Genomic DNA, 18647 nt, shown 5'->3' with positions numbered 1-18647 from the left:
AAGGTGTAATATTGTATTATAAGACTATAAACAATAAAGGAGCGATAACATGAAGTATGAAGTTTCTAATATGACATGTAATCATTGTAAAAAAAGAATTGAGGACACTTTAAGTGAGTCAGGTGTTTCAAAGTTTGAAGTATTACTTGAAGAAAAAGCACTCATTGTCAGTTCAAATGAATTAGATGATGAAGCGATAAAATCATTAATAATGTCTAAAGGTTATGATATAAAATAAGCGAGAAATCGCTTATTTTTTTAACCAAGAAATTTATTTAAAAACCGGTTGATTTTAAAAGGGTGCTTTGATATAATAAGATAGCGCAAAATAGGTGCGCATTCTCGGAGGGGTAGCGAAGTGGTTAAACGCGGCAGACTGTAAATCTGTTCCTTAGGGTTCGGCGGTTCAAATCCGTCCCCCTCCACCATTTCTAGGGGTGTGGTGTCAACGGTAGCACAGCGGTCTCCAAAACCGTTAGTACGGGTTCGAATCCTGTCACCCCTGCCAATTTATATCCTTTAATTAGGTAAAAAAAACAGCTTTTAAACCCCGCATATTTATAAGCTGTTTTTTTTATGATTATAGAGCGTTTACTTTCATGTAAACGCTTTTATTTTTGCCTTTATTATGATATTATTATACCGATATCAATACACTGGAGGACTAGTATGATTAAACTAAATGGGAACGAATTAACATTAGAAGCCTTTATTAAAGTGACCAGAGGATATGCTTTAGTAGAAATAGATGAAGCGTCTAAAAATAAAGTCACAACCTCGCGTGAAACAATAGAAAAAATTATAGACAGTAAAAGTGTAGTTTATGGAATAAATACAGGATTCGGTAAGTTAAGCGATGTTCGTATTTCATGTGATGATGTTGATCAGTTACAAGAGAACCTTTTAAAGAGTCACGCTTGTGGCATTGGCAATATCTTTAGTGAAGAAATTATACGTGGGATGTTATTGCTACGTGTTAATGCATTAATAAAAGGCTATAGCGGCATAAGATTAGAAACCGTCATGAAAATGGTGACTTTTTTAAATGAAGGTATTACACCAATTGTTTATGAACAAGGTTCACTTGGGGCAAGTGGGGATTTAGTACCACTTGCACATATGGCTTTACCACTTATTGGACTTGGTGAGGTATTTTATAAAGGGGAAAGATTATCGGCGGTTGAAGCGTTGAAACGAGCAGATATAAAACCGCTAGAATCATTAAAGGCAAAAGAAGGGTTAGCACTCATTAATGGTACACAAGCTATGACGAGTGTTGGGGCGCATGCACTTTATGATGCATTCAATCTTCTCCATACTGCTAATATCTCTGCAGCCTTAACATTTGAGGCGTTAGAAGGGATTATAGACGTCTTTGATGAAAAGATTCACCTGATAAGAAATCAAGAAGGTCAAATTGAAATCGCCAAGCAAATGTTGCATTTACTAGATGGCAGTAAAAACGTGACCCATCAAGGTGATAAACGCGTTCAAGATGCCTATTCTTTAAGATGTGTACCTCAAGTTCATGGGGCAACACTAGATACACTTTTATTTATTAAAGACAAAGTAGAACGTGAAATGAATGCAGCCACAGACAATCCAGTTGTATTTGATGATGGAAAAGCGCTTAGTGCTGGGAATTTTCATGGACAAGTCATTGCTTTACCAATGGACTATCTAGCGATTGCTGTAAGTGAAATTGCAAACATTTCAGAGCGTAGATTAGAGCGTTTAGTTAATCCCGCACTTAATCAAGATTTACCACCATTCTTAGTAAAAGACAAAGGGCTTAACTCGGGATTTATGATTATTCAATATACAGCTGCTTCTTTAGTGAGTGAAAATAAAGTATTATCCCATCCGGCTAGTGTTGATTCGATTCCTTCAAGTGGAAATCAAGAAGATCATGTATCAATGGGGACAATCTCTGCAAGAAAAGCACTAAAAGTTATAGAACAATCAAGACAAGTTGTTGGTATGGAAATATTAACCGCTTTACAAGCACTAGACTTTAGAGGAAAAGATGGACTTAGCCCAATCCTAAAAGATGTTTATAAAACGGTAAGGGCGTTTGTACCATTTATAGAAAAAGATACTATCATGCACCCTTATATTGTTAGCTGCGAAACCCTAATTAAAGAAAATAAATTCTATAAGGAGGGAAATCCATGGATAATACATTCATAAAAGCGCATCAACTGTTTACATTAGCTGATATTTTTCCAACATTACCAAATAAAGTAGCATTTGAAAAAGGTATAAGAAGAGCACCAAAAAGAAACTTGAACTTAACTGAAGATGAAGTCGTTTTAGCTCTTCAAAATGCATTAAGATATGTTCCGGAAAATTGGCATGAACGATTAGAGGAAGAATTTTTAGATGAACTATTAACCTATGGTAGAATTTATGGCTATCGTTTTAGACCAAAGTCGCTGATTAAAGGAAAGTCTATAGATGCTTATGTTGCAAATACATTAGAAGGGAAAGCCTTCCAAGTAATGATTGATAATAACTTGGATTTTGATATTGCCTTATATCCATATGAGCTAGTGACGTACGGAGAAACAGGACAAGTCTTTCAAAACTGGATGCAGTATCAACTTGTTAAAAAATATTTGCAGGTTCTAAAAAAAGATGAAACATTAGTCATCATATCTGGCCATCCCCTTGGAATTTTTAAATCATTTGAACATGCACCAAGAGTGATGTTAACTAATGGATTAATGGTTGGACTATATAATGATTTAGATAACTTTAACCGTGCGGCAAGTTTAGGTGTAGCTAATTACGGTCAAATGACTGCAGGTGGTTGGATGTACATTGGACCACAAGGCATTGTTCATGGAACATATTCTACACTACTAAATGCTGGAAGAAGTAAATTACAAATACCGAACGATCAAAACTTAGCTGGGGTTTTGTTTCTATCCAGTGGACTTGGTGGTATGAGTGGCGCACAAGGAAAAGCCACAAAAATAGCAGGTGGGGTTGGATTAGTCGCTGAGGTTGATTTATCTCGTATTAAAACCCGCTATGAACAAGGATGGGTAGATGAAGTTACAAAGACACCCCAAGAAGCTTTTGAACGCGCCTCTTACTATAAAAATAAGAAAAAAGGTGTGAGTTTAGCTTATCATGGTAATGTAGTAGAACTACTAGAATACGCCGTTTCCCATGATATTCATATCGAATTGTTAAGTGATCAAACAAGTTGTCACAATGTTTATGATGGTGGTTATACACCACAAGGTTTATCATTTGAAGAACGTACTAAATTGTTAAAAGAAGATCAGGCACAATTTATTGAGAAAGTTAAAGAAGGTCTTGTTAGACATTACCATGCAATTTTAGCATTAACTAAAAAAGGGACTTATTTCTTTGATTATGGTAATAGCTTCATGAAAGCCGTTTTTGATGCTGGTGTTGTTGAAATATGTAAGAATAAGAAAAACGACTTAGATGGCTTTATATGGCCAAGTTACGTAGAAGATATTATGGGCCCTGTACTGTTTGATTACGGGTATGGGCCGTTTAGATGGGTCTGTTTATCTGGAAAAAATGAAGATTTAGATAAAACAGATAAAGCCGCAATGGATGCTATAGACCCCAATAGACGTTTCCAAGATTTAGATAATTACAATTGGATTAAAGATGCTAAGAAAAATGCCCTCGTTGTGGGTACAAAAGCGCGTATTTTATATCAAGATGCTTGGGGTCGTATGAATATCGCCTTAAAATTTAATGATATGGTGAGAAATGGCGAAGTCGGACCAATTATGTTAGGAAGAGACCACCACGATACAGGTGGGACTGATTCACCATTTAGAGAAACCTCAAATATTAAAGATGGTTCTAATATTATGAGTGAGATGGCTACCCATATATTTGCTGGAAATGCTGCTAGAGGAATGAGTTTAGTTGCACTACATAATGGCGGTGGTGTTGGTATCTCAAAAGCAGTTAATGGTGGCTATGGTATGGTATTAGATGGAAGTAATCAAACAGATGAGATATTGAAAAGCGCCATGCTATGGGATGTTATGGGCGGTGTGTCAAGAAGAGCTTGGGCTAGAAATCCACACGCTATAGAAACTAGTGCTATATTTAATGATAAAAAAGACGGTCATATTACCTTACCTTACCTGACCGATGAAGATCGTCTTAAGAAATTAGTTAAAAAACATTACATTAAAGGAGGCTACTAATATGAAACGTATTGTTCAATGTGTCCCTAATTTTTCTGAGGGAAAAGATTTAGAACTTATTGATAAAATTGTAGAACCACTTAAGAATCAAGAAGGATTCAAACTAATCAGTTATGAGCCAGATAAAGATTATAATCGCACAGTAGTAACCTTACTAGGAGACCCATCTTCAATGATTGAACCGTTGATTAAGTTTATGGCTAAAGTAACTAAACATGTAGACATGAACAAGCAAAAAGGGGAACATCCCCGTATGGGCGCAACTGATGTGGTGCCTTTCATACCAATTCAAAATATTACCATGGAAGAATGTGCAGAAATTGCTAACGAAATGGGCAAACTCATTAGTGATACACTAAATATTCCTGTATTCATGTATGCCGAAGCTGCAAAAAAAGCGGATAGAAAAAGTTTACCATCAATTCGCAAAGGCGAGTTTGAAGGAATGAAAGATAAAATAAAAGAAGAAAACTGGCATCCAGACTATGGAAATCCTGAAATTCATCCAACAGCGGGCGTTACAGGTGTTGGTGCGCGTATGCCGTTAATTGCCTACAATATTGACTTGGCTACAGAAGATATTGAAGTTGCTAAAAGAATCGCAAAAGCGATTCGTGGTTCAAGTGGTGGATTTAAACATATACAAGCAGGTCCCGTTTATTTAAATGAAAGAAAACATGTACAAGTCACGATGAATATTTTAAACTATAAACAAAACCCTATCTACCGTATCTTTGAAACAGTCATCATGGAAGCGAAACGTGAACATGTTGAAGTGCCTAATACAGAAATCGTAGGACTAATTCCAAAAGATACAATTCTTAGATCGTTAGAATATTATTTTGATGTACATAATATTAAGCATGCACAACCGCTTACTATTGAGCAAATTACCGCATTTGCAAAAGAGTATTTAAAATTTAGAGACTTTGATACACTTAAAATTATTGAAGCCAATATGGAGTGATTTTATGAAGGCTAGTCTTATCGTATATAACATTGGCACTTTATTAACACCTAAAAACGTGGGAAACCCCTTAAAAGGGCCATCTATGAATGATGTCATTCAACTTGAAAACGCCTATATTGCGATTAAAGATGATAAAATTATTGAAGTTGGCATTGGTGATTTTGATCGGTATAAAAATCATGATACAATATTATTTGATGCTGACGGAAAACTCGTTACACCAGGCTTAATTGATGCGCACACGCATATTGTCCATGCAGGTAGTAGAGAATATGAATTTGAAAAGAAAATGCGTGGTGTGCCATATTTAGATATCTTAAAAGAAGGCGGAGGCATACACAGTACAGTTAAAACAACCCAACAAGCAAGTGAAGAAGCCTTATATCAACAAGCCTATAAAAGTCTAAACATCATGTTACTAAACGGAGTTACTACCGTTGAAGGTAAAAGTGGATATGGTCTTGAGGAAGCTACAGAAATAAAACAATTAACCGTACAAAAAAAACTAAATGAAGATCATCCTATAGATATTGTTGGAACATTTATGGGTGCCCATGCCATACCAAAACTTTACGAAGATAATCGAGAAGCGTTTATACAGTTAGTCAAAGATATGTTACCGAAAGTTAAAAAAGAAGGCTTAGCAGAGTTCGTAGATGTTTTTTGCGAAGATGGCGCATTTACAAAAGAAGAAAGTGAAAACCTATTAAAAGAAGCCATTACACAAGGCTTTAAAGTAAAAATACACGCAGATGAAATTAAAGCCTTAGGTGGTGTTAAACTAGCTTGCGACTTAGGAGCAACGAGTGCAGATCATCTAATGGCAATTAATGAAGAAGGCTTAGTGGCGCTATCTTCCAGTCATACTATCGCTACAATATTACCTAGTACTTCGTTTTATTTAAATAGTCAATATGCACCAGTAAGAGAAATGATTAACCGTAATATTGCCATAGCTTTAGCAAGTGATTATAATCCTGGTAGTAGTCCAAGTGAAAATTTCTTGTTTACATTAAATTTAGCAGCTATTCACCTTAAGATGAGTCCATTTGAAATTCTCACAGCAGCAACAATTAACGCAGCCTTCGCTGCAGGTAGAGAATCAGATAGAGGGATAATCTCAAAAGGTTATGCGGCAGACTTAGTTATCTATGATGCGCCGAACTGGCCTTATGTACTATATCACTTTGCAACTAGTCATGTACAACATGTTTTTAAAGCCGGTAAACTAGTCGTAAAAGATAAACAATTATACAAGGAGGAAACCCAATGAAACTTGTAGATTTAAGTGTTAGAGAATTTGTAGCAGAAGTGGATTCTGCCTCACCAGCACCTGGGGGTGGAAGTGTCAGTGCAGTGGCTGCTTCAATGGGCGTTGGATTAATTAGAATGGTGGGTCACTTAACCATACCAAAGAAAAAATTTCAAAAACTAGATGAAGCCATTCAAGAAAAAATTATTGATGCACATGAATCAGTAAAAACACTCGAGTTAAAACTTATTGATTTAGTTGATAGAGATACCGATGCATTTAATGCGATTATGGAAGCCTATCGATTACCAAAAGATACAGACTCTGAAATTAAGAAGCGTACTAAAGCAGTTGAACAAGCAACATTAAAAGCCATTGAAATTCCAGAATCCATCGCTAATATAGCCTTAGAAGCTTTACGTAAAATTGGGGCGATTTGTACTTATGGAAATAAAAATGCATTATCTGATGTCGGGGTAAGTGCTTTAATGTTATATGCTGGTCTAGAAGGGGCTTGTTTAAATATTTTAATAAACCTTTCAGGCTTAAGTGATGAAGCGATGAAACAAGATTTTACGCATAAGGTAGATGCGTTGATTAAAGAAGGGAAATCGCTTAAAGAAGACGTTTTAACAGAAGTTCATCAAAGCTTAAAAGCTGGAATTTAAATTATATGATGGGATTGATACAATGAGTAAAAATGCGTTTGTGACCTTTGTGATGAGAAACGATTCTTTTATTCCTGGGGCGCTTGTTTTTGCTTATGGACTAAGAAAACAAGAAACAACTGCCGATATAATATGTATAGTTTCTGAACAGGTATCACAAAATGGAATTGAAGCCTTAAAAGTTTTATTTGATGATGTTATTTCTTTAGCAGAAATTTTTGTTCCACATAAAGAACGTCACGAACGACAAGATCGTCCATTCTTATTCACAAGATTTAATGCTTTACGATTAGGTAAAGATGGCGACTTAGGAAAAGCTTACGAAAAAATCATTATTGCGGATGCTGATTTGCTTCCAATTAGAGATTATGATACTTTATTTACACTTCCTGCACCGGCGGGTGTTATTAATGAGAAAAAAGAGTATTGTATGGAATATCACGATGGTAAATATATTATTCCAGATTCAGTATATGTTGATGGAACATGGATTTGGCATCGTGTATATGAAAAATATCCTATGGGAACACGCATTCCAAAAGAAATTACCGATCGTGTAAAAACAGATTATCAAAATATGGGCATGAATGCAGCATTATATTTATTTGAGCCAACTATGGATTTATATGATGAAATTTTAAATGACGTTAATCAAGTAACTACACAAAAAGAAATTAGTAATTATCCATGGCCAGAAATGCAATATATTACAGCTAAAATGAGTGGTAAATGGCATAATATGGACCTAAAGTACTCTTCGTTTAATGGGTATCCATTACTTGATGTATTAAGAGGAATTCATTATGCAGGATTAAAACCATGGCAAATGAAGCATCGTAGTATTAAGCATTTTGCAAGAACAGAAGATTATAAGTTATGGTATGCTGTATACATTCAAATGATGAAAGAATACGATGAATTAATGAAAAATACTAAACTTAAAAAATTAGATAAAGAAATTCATTATTTATTAGAAGATGATCGATATGTTTTCCATCAAAAATATTTACCGAATCTCATACACCTGTTTAAGAGCTAGTTTTACTAGCTCTTTTTACTTAATTACCTTGACAGATAGAGTAATATTTGTTACCGTTTATATATAAGTATTTTAAAGGAGTAAACTCATGAATAAACATCCACTCGGTGAGCTAATCGCAAACGCAATCAGTCATGGCATTGGTGTCTTGCTATCAGTATCTGCCTTAATCGTACTAATCTATAATGCTCATGACACAAATACACTAGTTGGGACATTAATATTTAGTATCAGCCTAATTTTACTGTATTTATCAAGCACACTTTATCACTCGTTTCCACCGAGTATGAAGCGTGTGATTGCAGTATTTCAAAGACTAGACCATAGTGCAATCTATATATTAATTGCAGGAACATATACACCATTTGTGATTATATTATTACCTACAAGAGCAGGTTACACACTATTAACCGTTTTATGGCTAATAGCCTTAATCGGAATTACACTTAAGTCAATTTGGGTAACAAAATACCACGTTTTACATTTAATCATGTATTTATTAATGGGATGGAGCATAGTAGCAATCTGGCCAAATGTGTATGAAGTTATTCCTCAAAGTGCATTATACTTTCTAATTATTGGTGGAGTAAGTTATACTGCAGGTGTAGTATTCTACATTAACAGATTCAAATACGCACATTTTATTTGGCACTTATTTGTACTTTCAGGTTCAATATTTCACTTTTTAGCTATATATAATTTATTATAAGGAGATTTGTATGGAAAAAATTGGTTTTATAGTAGACAGCACATGTTATTTACCGCAAAAATTTTTAAAAGATAACAAAATTCAAGTTGTCTCACTCAATGTCATTGATGGAGATGAAACACTAAAAGAATTAGAAATTGATAATGATTTTGTTTTTAAAAGACAAGATGAAAAAGCGCGCTTAACTACTTCTCAACCTTCGCCATCTGAATTTGTAACAGCGTACGAAGAATCATTTAAAGCAGGTAATACAAAAGTATTGGTACTAACCATTGGCCAAGGACTTAGCGGGACCTATCAAAGTGCAATTTTAGCTAAGAATATGATGAAAAATCCTGATGATGTTTATGTATTTGATTCAAATAATGCAGCTTATGGGAATGAGTTACTTGCAATGGAAATTGTATCGATGATTAAAGCAGGTAAATCCTTCGAAGCGATTATTAAACGTATGGATGGCTTATTTGATAAAACCTATTTAATGTTTACAGTAGAAAACTTGTTCTCACTTCAAAAAGGTGGAAGATTATCAAAAACACAAGCTATGATCGGGACGGTATTAAAAGTTAAACCGGTTATTAAAATTGTTGAGGGTAAACTAAAACTTTATCATAAAGAGCGTACACATAAAAAACTTCATCAATTTTTCATTGATGAAATTAAAAACGATCCAAATTTTGGAGAAAAGAAAAAACTTCACATTCGTTTGATTCAAATAGATTCAGTTGAGAATTTAACAGCGGTTGAAGCACTCATTAAAGAAAACTTTAAAAACGTCGCACTTACAGTTCAAGACTACCTTGGGCCTGTATTTTCTATCCATGTAGGTCCTAAAGGATTTGGACTTTCTTGGTTCTTTGAATAGGCATTAATTAATGCCTATTTTTTTTTATCATGGTATAATCATGATAGATAGGAGGCGAGTTATGCTTTATTTTAATTTTATGAATCCTTATATAATCTATCTAATCTATAACTTTATTACATTATTTACTATATATTTAGTTTTTAAAAAGAAAACATTTATTGTTAGATACAAGAAACTCATTTGGATCTTTATTACAATTATACTTATATATACTCAATTTACCCGCTATATATATCCGCTAATTATGGGGACTTTCACAACGCAAGAATCATTACCTTTTTTTATCTGTCGTATTTCAGCACTTGCTTTGTTATATTATATGTTTTACCCAAACAAAAGACTTCACCCATTATTGTTTTTCTGGGGATCAACCGGTATATTTGCTGTTTTCTTTCCAAATGGTAATATTGAAAACATTGCCTTATTAAATGAAACATTCTTCATCGACCACTATATTCTTGCAGGCACTCCATTTTTCTTAATACGTATTCAAGGTTATAAACCAACCTACAAACAAGTGAATTATGCGACTGTTGCGTTTGGAATAGTATTGGTTGGGTTTATCCCGTTTAATAACTATTTACAAGCAGACTACTTTTACTTAACTAATCAAGCGGTTTTACATGTATTGTTACCAGGATTGACATCGTTTTGGTTTGCGATTATTCACACCATAGCCGTTTATATTGTATTTAATGCGTATTATTTTATGACATTGAAATATCAACTAAGACAAAAAGAAGAATCGGTTATCATATAAAAAAAACCTGTCACATTTTGTGATAGGTTTTTTAATCTGGCCAAAAGTAGCGCTCATCTTTATAATTAAAAATTTCTATGATGAACTCCCTAGTTCCGTAGAATTCTGAAAAATAATCATTGTTTAATACATAGTTGTTAACATTGATTCTATGGAACATTTGTCCAATATATGGTCTATAATCAACCGTAGGCTCATCTTCACTACCAAAGTATCTGAAGATATCTCTTTCTACTTCATAGTAGTAAGTTTCTGTTAAGAAACTAGTAGAAGAAAATAAAATTGTATTTTGTACGCTATTGAATGCATCCTCACCCATAATTTGTTGGTAATTTAAGTTTAAGTTAAACATATTAGATAATGTAGGGAGCAAATCAACTGTTGCAAAGAAATTATCAAAGCTTTGTGCTTCTAAGCCGGGTGTATAAATAACGAGTGGTACATTATGAATATTTAACATGGTCTCAGGGTTTTTAACAGTATCATAGTCCCAAATGACATCACGGTCTAAACCATAAGCATAATGATCACCAAATATAACAATAACCGTATCATCTAGTACATTTTCTTGTTCTAAATAATCCATAAGATATCCTATAGCTAAATCGAATTCCCATTGAGCGGCATGATAATAAACAATACTTTCATCAACCTCTTCACGACCATCAAGTTCAAGCAATAGTCGAACATGATCAGCGTGTTCTAAAGCAAAATCATGACGTGCAGCTTCATAAGGTAAATGACCAGTAACGGTTAAGAAATATCCAAAGAAATTTTCATTTTCTAATAAAATTGGTAAACCGTTTTGCATCATTTCAAGATCGCTATGCCAATAATGTCCACGTGCCTCACGTTCACTGTTAGGTGGGGTAATTAATTCCAATCCTTCATCACTGTAATAGGCATGGTAACCTAAAGCGGTTGGATGAAATAGTGCACGGGGATAAAAATGATCACTGAAATTATGGAATGCAATCGGTGTATGACCCGCTTGTTCAAATAATCGTGGGAAAGTATTTGGGAAGGTATTATCTAAATAAGATAACATACTTAATTGAATACTTTTATTTGGATAAAAACCTGTTTGCACCATAAACTCTGTATCCGCAGTATTTCGGTAATAAAGTGGTGCATAGAAATTATCAAACGTCCAACCTTCATTAATTATTGCACTTAAGTTAGGCATCATTATAGGGTCAATCGCATAAGTATCTAATGATTCAGCCATAATCATGATTAAGTTTTTACCCTCAAATACACCAGTCATTTCATTTATTTCATGAGGGTTTTTTTCCGCAAAATATTGTTTAACTAACTCATCCATTGAAACTTCAGAGGGTTCACGATCTCTAATAATAGCATTTTGTAAATCAATACGAGCATAAGTAATTACACCAAATTTACGCATTGCAGTGTGTGGGACAACGGGCTGTATATATAAATCGTAATCAGAAAAATCGTAAATATCGTCAGGATTTTTATATGAACTAATTGTTTGAACCGATATAAATAAACTTAAGAAGGCTAAAAATGCAATCGCGAAGGGTTGAGTAATCTTTGTGTAACGAATATTAAACAGTGATCGCTTATTTATTTTTTCATCTCTTAAGATTAAATACATTGTTATAATAGGGACTAAGTACCAAATATGACTCCAGGTTAAACTTTGAGGAAGTCTATAAAAGAAAGTAAATCCCTTTGCGATTTCTCCTGAAATGGCAAAGGAGTAAAAGTTATTAGATATTAAAAAGTAGATGTCTTGAGAAAAATATAAAACAACCAACAAAAGCGTAAACACAATAAACATGTATTTAACAGTATTTGGTCGGAATAGTTTTAGAAACATTAAAACAAATAATCCGTATGTTATTGTAAATAATATATTGCGTAAGAAGTCCATATTAAATATCTGGTTAACTCTAAACTCAAAATATAATAAACGAGTTTTAAAAGTTATTTCTAAAAACAAAATAACCATAATAAAGACTCCTAAAAGAATTGAGGATGATTTAAAGTTGTTGATTATTCGTGATTTGCTTGTCAAAATCATCACCCGCCTTTCAGGTTTATACGTATATATATTATACTATATATAGACTTTATTTCCAACAATACAATAAGGTATTACTTGACTTAGATAAAATGTGTATTTATGACTTGACAATTATAGTCTTATTGCATACAATGTTAATAGTCTCAAAATCAAGTTAATATGGCGGCTGTGGTGAAGTGGTTAACACTCTGGATTGTGGCTCCAGCATTCGTGGGTTCGATTCCCATCAGTCGCCCCATATTATTTTGGGCTATGGCCAAGAGGTTAAGGCATCGGACTTTGACTCCGACATCGGTGGTTCGAATCCACCTAGCCCAGCCATTAAAATGCGGGTGTGGCGGAACTGGCAGACGCGCTAGACTTAGGATCTAGTTCTTCGGAGTGCAGGTTCGATTCCTGTCACCCGCACCATTTTAAAACCTAAGACATTGGTTAAGCGATGTCTTTTTTATTTGAAGTAGTCAGTAATCGTTACTCAAGTATCGTTTTTACTGTGTTTTATGATAAGATAGATGTGTTAGAAATAAGTGACTGATAGGAGTACTCTATGAAAAATATATCAATTGTATTGCACTTTGTTTTCTTTATGTTCTTATTAACTGCTTGTCAAGTAAATGGAATTGATGAGACTGATTATGATGATATTGCAACCATATTACAAAGCCGTTTACCATCAAGTGTAAATAGTGATTTTTTACTGCCAAGTTATGGAGAATATGACATCACATGGACATTTAAAGGAAATCAATTAGAAGATATTTTTATTTATGAGAGTCCTTTTGCCGATGAATCAACTCAAATTACTGCAACAATTAAAAACGGAAGAACGATTAAAACATATGATTTTCCGATCCAACTAATTGCGGTGGATTCAGCTAAAAATAATCATAAAATTTATATAACAATGGACATTCCAATTAACCAAGTATCTCGTACTGAATATAATAGTATCAATATTTTATTTGAGGGTAATGTTAATGGTGAAACATATCAAATATTTCAAACTGAAAATGCATTACTTAGAGGTAGAGGAAACTCCACATGGGGAATGCCGAAAAAACCTTTCAGAATTAGATTTTTAGAAGAAGTATCTATTTTAGGATTGCCCACAGCAAGAGATTATGTTTTACTAGCTGAATATGCAGATAAGTCTTTACTAAGAAACACCTTAGTTCATAAGTTCTCATCTTACCTAGATACTGTCGATCATGTTATCCAAACACGCGTTGTTGAGCTTTATGTGAATGGAAACTATGAAGGTGTTTATACTTTAACCGAACAAGTTGAGTTGAGGGAAGAAAAATTATTCTTTGAAAGTGTTCCTGGTGTCGTTGATACAGGCTACTTTTTAGAACTTGATCACCGTTTCTTTGAAAAAGGTGGGGTTGAAAACGTTGATGGTATTGTCGTTGCAGGAATTCCTTATGAAATTGTAAGTCCTAACCCATCAAACAGTAATTATACATCGGCTCAAACAGCATTTATTAAACAGTTTATTATCGATATGGAAACAGCTTTATTAAATAAAGAAGGTTATGAAGAATACATTGATATAGATAACTGGATTGATTTCTTTATTGTACAAGAGTTATTCAAAAACGTTGATGTAGGTTGGAGTAGTGTTAATATTTACAAATTACCAGGTGGCCCAATCAAAATGGGACCACTTTGGGATTTTGATTTAGCAATTGGAAATGCTGATTATATCGATTATGGTGTGGAAAACTGGTATGGTATGAGAGATCATAAAAATCGTTGGTTTAAGTTAATGATGGATATACCAGAAGTTCGTGAACAGTTTAAACTGCGTTATATGGAGATTTATTTTAATCACATGTCAGATTTTTTAGATAGTATTTGGGTTATGCATGAAGCAATTAACCCTGCAGCACAAAGAAATTTTAATCGTTGGCAAATACTAGATCACTATGTATGGCCGAATCCACAAGAAATGGTTCAAGCTAAAACACACGAGGCACAAGTTAATTATGTTTATCACTATATTAAAAATCGCTCAGAATGGATGCTTATTGCTGTTCAGTCAGAGGATTTTGCTCAAGGAAGATTTGACTAACCACTTAGTTATTTCATTTTGTTAATTAAGTAGATTAAGATTGTTATAAAGATATTGTTAATTTGATAAAGCTATGTTAAACTCTAAATGTTGTATTACAAATATATGATTGAAAGTAGGGCTGTGAATGTTTTATTATCTTGCAGCCGAATCCACAAGTGGATTTGACGCATTATTGTTATTAGGACTAATGGTGATTATCGGTATGTTTGCCGGTAGGTTTATTGAACGTTTTAACATTCCAAATATCACTGGATATATTGTCATCGGGCTCATCATTGGTGGGCTTTTATTAGTATATAACTATGAATATATTATGGATAATTTTAAAGTTATTATGAGTATTGCTTTGGGATTCATTGCATTTAGTATCGGTATGGAACTTGATTTCAAGAAACTTAAAAATAGACGAGCAGAAGTATTAGTAATCACCATTATACAAGCGCTTGCTGCGTTCGGATTTACCGCTATAGGGCTTTTTATCTTTAAAATACCATTACCAATAGCGCTTGTTTTAGGTGCGATTGCTATAGCAACAGAACCCGGTCCGATATTAATGCTCACAAAACGCTATCGTTCTAAAGGGCCTTTAACAGATACTTTAGTCCCACTACATGGTGTAGAAGATGCATTTGCGATAATCGTTTTTGGTGTAGTATTATCTTACGCAGTCGCACAACACAACGGAAAGATTCTTACATTTAACGATATATTGGTAGGACCAATTTATGAATTAATATTTTCAGTAATTATCGCATTCACAATAGGATTTATTTTTAAAGTCATTATTAAAAAACTCGATTATGATGACCCAGAAAAAGATTCAGTAGTATTTGTAACGGCATTGGTGGCTGTGTTAATCTCGGTTGCCATTGCTAACCGTGGCTTTTATTTTTTAGGTGATCACGTTCACTTATCACCTATCTTATTACCTATGGGGGTAGGCATTACATTTGCCAACATGTCAAGCCGTGTTGCTAAGCATGAAACCGAACATGTCATTGATCAGTTCTCACCACCTATAATGATTGCCTTTTTCACAATTGTTGGAGCCGAAATAGTGGTTATATTAGGTCAAGAATCACCCGCTTTAGGTCTTTCAAAAGTTGCATGGATTGCTATTATTTACATTGTATTTAGAATATTTGGTAAATTGATTGGTTCATGGTTTGGTGCTAAAATTATGAAATCAGATGAGAGTGTTAGAAAGTACTTAGGGCTTTGTTTATTACCTCAAGCACAAGCAGCCATTGGTCTTGCCTTTTATACACAAGCATCTTTAGATAATACATATTATGGAAACTTAGTGTTAGCAGTTGTATTAATTGCCACAGTCGTTTACGAGTTATTTGGACCGTTTGGTATTAAATTCTCACTTAGAAAATGTAAAGAATCTGATGAGTTCGGAAATTGTGTTATTCCCCAAAAACATTAATAGGGGCTAAGGAGTTATTTTATGATTAATCAATCAGAACTAAAACAAAAACTAACTGAAATAAAACGTAATGATTGGCAACTAAATAAAGAAGATTTATTCGAACTAACATTGGCTTCTATACATCATATAGGCACAGTAGATGCTTATTTAAGAGATGATCTAATTCTCGAATTTATTTGGGAAATGATAACATCAAAACAGTATACTAACAAGCAATTGTTAAAGATTTTAACCCTATGCTTAAACGATGATCACCTTTTTTATAAGTTAGGACTAACCAATGATGATTCTGTATTTAATCGCTCATTTTCAATGTTAATCATTAAGCAAATACTTCTGTATTTTGCATTAGTTGACAATAATCTCCTCAATATAGGTGAGTTTAATCAAGTAGTCGATAAAATCTTTATATATATTAAAGAAGAACTTGATTACCGTGGTTTTGTAGGTGAGAAGGGCTGGGCCCATAGTATGGCTCATGCTGCAGATGCATTAAAAACTATTCCACTTTGTACTTACGTTACTAAAAATCAAATGCAAACACTAATGGCATTAATCAAAGAAAAAGTAGCATTAAAACATTTTGCCTATTGTTATGGGGAAACAGAAAGATTCACTTCTGCCATAATAAATGCTATTAACTCAAACCTATTAACAACAAATGAAATTATTGATTGGATCAATGAGTTTAAACAAGAACCAATATTTGAAAGTATTGACGAAAAAGTCATCTTTAAAGAAAATACTAAGGGGTTACTGAGAAGTCTATACTTTAGAATTAAGTTTTCTAACGCGCATTTAGCATTACTAGAACCACTTGAGCACACCATTAAATTAATTAATACACCATATCATTAAAAAAAGTAGGTTTGAAAAAACCTACTTTTTATATAGTTAAGGGTTATTTATTTACGATTAGTAGTAACTCTCTAATAATTTTTGAGGCAATTGCAGTAGAAACACCACTTGGGTCATAGTGTGGAGATAATTCTACAACATCTAAGCCAACAATATTAAGGTTGCTAAGGGCGTATAGTCCATGCATTAATTCTTTGTAAGTTATCCCCCCAGCCTCAGGTGTTCCAGTTCCCATCATTATACTAGGGTCTAAGACATCTAAGTCTAAAGTTAAATAGATCGGGGTATTTTTTAAAGTACTTGCTATATCAGGTAAAGTATTCACAGTGAAGGGTTCAATATAAAAGTGTTCTTTAGCAAAATCAAACTCTTTTTTCAGCCCGGAACGAATACCAAATTGATAAATATTATGATCACCAACTAAATCGTAGACACGTTTTAACACGGTCGCATGCGATAATTCTTCACCGAAGAATGTATCTCGTAAATCAGTATGGGCATCTATATGAATAATTTTTAAATTAGGGTATTTTTCAAACACCGCTTTTACAGCTGGATAAGTAACTAAATGTTCTCCACCAAACATAAACGGTATTTTACTAGCATCAACGATTTTTTTTGTGCACTCATAAATTGAATCGAGTGTTTTAAATTTATTACCGAAGTAAACATCGACATCCCCAATATCAGCAATAGAATAATCTTTTAAGTCTTTATCTAAATAAGGGGAGTAACTTTCAATATTTGCTGAGTCTATACGGATTTGATCTGGTGCAAATCTAGTACCGGGTCTATAACTGACTGTCCCATCAAATGGGGCACCAAAGATTACCGTTTTTGCTTCTTCATACGTTTTATCACATTCAATAAATGTAACAGTATTAGTCATTTTTTAAAGCCTCTTTCACATAAGTTGGAAGTTGAAATGCACCTTTGTGCAAATCAGAATTATAATATTTTGTATATAAGTTATATTGTTCCCAAATTTCAGGTTTATGATCTTTAATTGGGTGGTATTTTTTTGATGCGAATCCGAATAGCCAGTGCCCTGATGGGTAAGTTGGTTGATGGAACTGATAAACTGCAGTAATTTCGAAAGTTGATTTTAATTTTTTATGCGCTCTTGTCATTTCGTGACGGTAAGATTCAAAATAAGGGGATTCATGTTGGTTAATTAAAATCCCATCTTTACTTAGTGCACGATAGCAGTTTTGATAAAAGTCCGTAGTAAATAAACCCTCACCTGGACCGATAGGATCAGTTGAATCCACTAAAATTAAGTCATATGAACCACTTGGTGCATTCTTTACAAATGCTAACCCGTCTTCAAAGTACAAGTTGATGCGATCATCTTCACTTAATCTTTTAGCAGTTAGGGGTAAATATTTTTCACTTAATCTTACAACACGTTCATCAATTTCAACCATATCAATGGTTTCTAAATGCGTGTATCTTGAAACTTCTCTTGCAGTTCCACCATCACCACCACCGATGATTAAAACACGCTTAATCGAAGGATTTACCGCCATTGGGACATGACAAATCATGTCGTGGTAGATAAATTCATCTTTTTCATTTACCATCATTAAACCATCAAGAGTAAAGAACGTTCCGAAAGTTTTTGAAGTATAAAAATCAATCGTTTGAAACGGTGTGACTTCATGATATAAATGTTCATCATAATCGATGCTAAAATGAGTATCTTCAACCCATGCTTCTGTGTAACGTTTTTTCGTTGACATAAGTCCAC

General features: G+C 33.7%; 16 protein-coding genes and 5 tRNA genes. 18 read left to right on the top strand and 3 right to left on the bottom strand.

Annotated elements, in window-relative coordinates; all coding sequences use genetic code 11:
- The first annotated feature begins 49 nt into the window (after positions 1-49).
- The 12 genes from ACHAJD_RS04790 to ACHAJD_RS04735 all read left to right on the top strand — a co-directional run bounded on the left by ACHAJD_RS04790 (position 50) and on the right by ACHAJD_RS04735 (position 10474).
- A complete protein-coding gene (locus tag ACHAJD_RS04790; RefSeq protein WP_435584729.1) occupies positions 50-238 on the top strand; it encodes a heavy-metal-associated domain-containing protein in 189 nt (62 codons plus the stop codon).
- Between the two features lie 106 nt (positions 239-344).
- Positions 345-428: transfer RNA gene (locus tag ACHAJD_RS04785), tRNA-Tyr, on the top strand.
- A 5-nt stretch (positions 429-433) separates the two neighbouring features.
- Positions 434-508, top strand: a tRNA-Trp gene (locus tag ACHAJD_RS04780).
- A gap of 161 nt (positions 509-669) precedes the next feature.
- On the top strand, positions 670-2190 hold the full coding sequence (hutH, locus tag ACHAJD_RS04775) for a histidine ammonia-lyase (RefSeq protein ID WP_435584728.1): 1521 nt from the start codon (positions 670-672) through the stop codon (positions 2188-2190).
- On the top strand, positions 2172-4208 hold the full coding sequence (gene hutU, locus ACHAJD_RS04770; protein WP_435584727.1) for a urocanate hydratase: 2037 nt from the start codon (positions 2172-2174) through the stop codon (positions 4206-4208). Before hutH ends, hutU begins: the two co-directional genes overlap by 19 nt.
- A 1-nt stretch (position 4209) precedes the next feature.
- Positions 4210-5175 carry a glutamate formimidoyltransferase gene (gene ftcD, locus ACHAJD_RS04765; RefSeq protein WP_435584726.1) on the top strand — a complete coding sequence of 322 codons (966 nt, stop codon included), beginning with the start codon at positions 4210-4212 and terminating at the stop codon, positions 5173-5175.
- Between the two features lie 4 nt (positions 5176-5179).
- Complete coding sequence (gene hutI / locus ACHAJD_RS04760) at positions 5180-6451, top strand: imidazolonepropionase (protein ID WP_435584725.1); 1272 nt, start codon at positions 5180-5182, stop codon at positions 6449-6451.
- Complete coding sequence (locus ACHAJD_RS04755; RefSeq protein ID WP_435584724.1) at positions 6448-7098, top strand: cyclodeaminase/cyclohydrolase family protein; 651 nt, start codon at positions 6448-6450, stop codon at positions 7096-7098. Before hutI ends, ACHAJD_RS04755 begins: the two co-directional genes overlap by 4 nt.
- Positions 7099-7120: 22 nt before the next feature.
- Entirely contained in the window at positions 7121-8137 is a 1017-nt protein-coding gene (locus tag ACHAJD_RS04750) for a glycosyltransferase family protein (RefSeq protein WP_435584723.1), read from the top strand.
- A gap of 88 nt (positions 8138-8225) precedes the next feature.
- A complete protein-coding gene (gene trhA, locus ACHAJD_RS04745) occupies positions 8226-8846 on the top strand; it encodes a PAQR family membrane homeostasis protein TrhA (protein WP_435584722.1) in 621 nt (206 codons plus the stop codon).
- Positions 8847-8856: 10 nt separating this feature from the next.
- Positions 8857-9711: a DegV family protein gene (locus ACHAJD_RS04740; protein ID WP_435584721.1), complete on the top strand. Its 855-nt coding sequence runs from the start codon at positions 8857-8859 to the stop codon at positions 9709-9711.
- 61 nt (positions 9712-9772) lie between these two features.
- On the top strand, positions 9773-10474 hold the full coding sequence (locus ACHAJD_RS04735; protein ID WP_435584720.1) for a TMEM164 family acyltransferase: 702 nt from the start codon (positions 9773-9775) through the stop codon (positions 10472-10474).
- Between the two features lie 31 nt (positions 10475-10505).
- On the opposite strand, the gene ACHAJD_RS04730 is transcribed toward ACHAJD_RS04735, so the two are convergent.
- Positions 10506-12452: an LTA synthase family protein gene (locus ACHAJD_RS04730; RefSeq protein ID WP_435584719.1), complete on the bottom strand. Its 1947-nt coding sequence runs from the start codon at positions 12450-12452 to the stop codon at positions 10506-10508.
- 237 nt (positions 12453-12689) lie between these two features.
- On the opposite strand from ACHAJD_RS04730, the gene ACHAJD_RS04725 reads away from it, so the two are divergent.
- From ACHAJD_RS04725 to ACHAJD_RS04700, 6 genes are all read left to right on the top strand, one after another.
- Positions 12690-12765: transfer RNA gene (locus ACHAJD_RS04725), tRNA-His, on the top strand.
- Positions 12766-12773: 8 nt separating this feature from the next.
- Positions 12774-12848 (top strand) — tRNA-Gln (locus ACHAJD_RS04720).
- A gap of 7 nt (positions 12849-12855) precedes the next feature.
- A tRNA-Leu gene (locus tag ACHAJD_RS04715) sits at positions 12856-12938 on the top strand.
- A gap of 136 nt (positions 12939-13074) precedes the next feature.
- Complete coding sequence (locus tag ACHAJD_RS04710) at positions 13075-14601, top strand: CotH kinase family protein (RefSeq protein WP_435584718.1); 1527 nt, start codon at positions 13075-13077, stop codon at positions 14599-14601.
- Positions 14602-14728: 127 nt separating this feature from the next.
- The gene (locus ACHAJD_RS04705) at positions 14729-16036 is read left to right on the top strand and encodes a cation:proton antiporter (RefSeq protein WP_435584717.1); all 1308 of its coding nucleotides are present in this window, start codon (positions 14729-14731) and stop codon (positions 16034-16036) included.
- 21 nt (positions 16037-16057) lie between these two features.
- Positions 16058-16897, top strand: a complete 840-nt coding sequence (locus ACHAJD_RS04700) for a DUF2785 domain-containing protein (RefSeq protein ID WP_435584716.1) — start codon at positions 16058-16060, stop codon at positions 16895-16897.
- Between the two features lie 43 nt (positions 16898-16940).
- Here the strand turns inward: ACHAJD_RS04700 and speB are convergent, their stop codons facing one another.
- Both speB and speE read right to left on the bottom strand, forming a co-directional pair.
- Positions 16941-17786 carry an agmatinase gene (gene speB / locus ACHAJD_RS04695; RefSeq protein ID WP_435584715.1) on the bottom strand — a complete coding sequence of 282 codons (846 nt, stop codon included), beginning with the start codon at positions 17784-17786 and terminating at the stop codon, positions 16941-16943.
- Positions 17779-18639, bottom strand: a complete 861-nt coding sequence (gene speE, locus ACHAJD_RS04690) for a polyamine aminopropyltransferase (RefSeq protein ID WP_435584714.1) — start codon at positions 18637-18639, stop codon at positions 17779-17781. The genes speB and speE overlap by 8 nt, the downstream gene beginning before the upstream one ends.
- Between the last annotated feature and the right edge of the window lie 8 nt (positions 18640-18647).

It is taken from the genome of Liberiplasma polymorphum (assembly GCF_043951795.1).
GTDB classification, from domain to species: Bacteria; Bacillota_I; Bacilli_A; order Izemoplasmatales; family Izemoplasmataceae; genus Liberiplasma; species Liberiplasma polymorphum.
This window is presented reverse-complemented; position numbering and strand designations above follow the sequence as displayed.

Bases quoted from the DNA above. Each gene is read 5' to 3' on its own strand.
- hutI (WP_435584725.1), top strand. From the start codon at position 5,180: ATGAAGGCTAGTCTTATCGTATATAACATTGGCACTTTATTAACACCT.
- ftcD (WP_435584726.1), top strand. From the start codon at position 4,210: ATGAAACGTATTGTTCAATGTGTCCCTAATTTTTCTGAGGGAAAAGAT.
- ACHAJD_RS04730 (WP_435584719.1), bottom strand. From the start codon at position 12,452: ATGGTTATTTTGTTTTTAGAAATAACTTTTAAAACTCGTTTATTATAT.
- hutH (WP_435584728.1), top strand. From the start codon at position 670: ATGATTAAACTAAATGGGAACGAATTAACATTAGAAGCCTTTATTAAA.
- ACHAJD_RS04735 (WP_435584720.1), top strand. From the start codon at position 9,773: ATGCTTTATTTTAATTTTATGAATCCTTATATAATCTATCTAATCTAT.
- ACHAJD_RS04750 (WP_435584723.1), top strand. From the start codon at position 7,121: ATGAGTAAAAATGCGTTTGTGACCTTTGTGATGAGAAACGATTCTTTT.
- trhA (WP_435584722.1), top strand. From the start codon at position 8,226: ATGAATAAACATCCACTCGGTGAGCTAATCGCAAACGCAATCAGTCAT.
- speE (WP_435584714.1), bottom strand. From the start codon at position 18,639: ATGTCAACGAAAAAACGTTACACAGAAGCATGGGTTGAAGATACTCAT.
- ACHAJD_RS04710 (WP_435584718.1), top strand. From the start codon at position 13,075: ATGAAAAATATATCAATTGTATTGCACTTTGTTTTCTTTATGTTCTTA.
- ACHAJD_RS04700 (WP_435584716.1), top strand. From the start codon at position 16,058: ATGATTAATCAATCAGAACTAAAACAAAAACTAACTGAAATAAAACGT.
- ACHAJD_RS04755 (WP_435584724.1), top strand. From the start codon at position 6,448: ATGAAACTTGTAGATTTAAGTGTTAGAGAATTTGTAGCAGAAGTGGAT.
- ACHAJD_RS04740 (WP_435584721.1), top strand. From the start codon at position 8,857: ATGGAAAAAATTGGTTTTATAGTAGACAGCACATGTTATTTACCGCAA.
- ACHAJD_RS04705 (WP_435584717.1), top strand. From the start codon at position 14,729: ATGTTTTATTATCTTGCAGCCGAATCCACAAGTGGATTTGACGCATTA.
- hutU (WP_435584727.1), top strand. From the start codon at position 2,172: ATGGATAATACATTCATAAAAGCGCATCAACTGTTTACATTAGCTGAT.
- ACHAJD_RS04790 (WP_435584729.1), top strand. From the start codon at position 50: ATGAAGTATGAAGTTTCTAATATGACATGTAATCATTGTAAAAAAAGA.
- speB (WP_435584715.1), bottom strand. From the start codon at position 17,786: ATGACTAATACTGTTACATTTATTGAATGTGATAAAACGTATGAAGAA.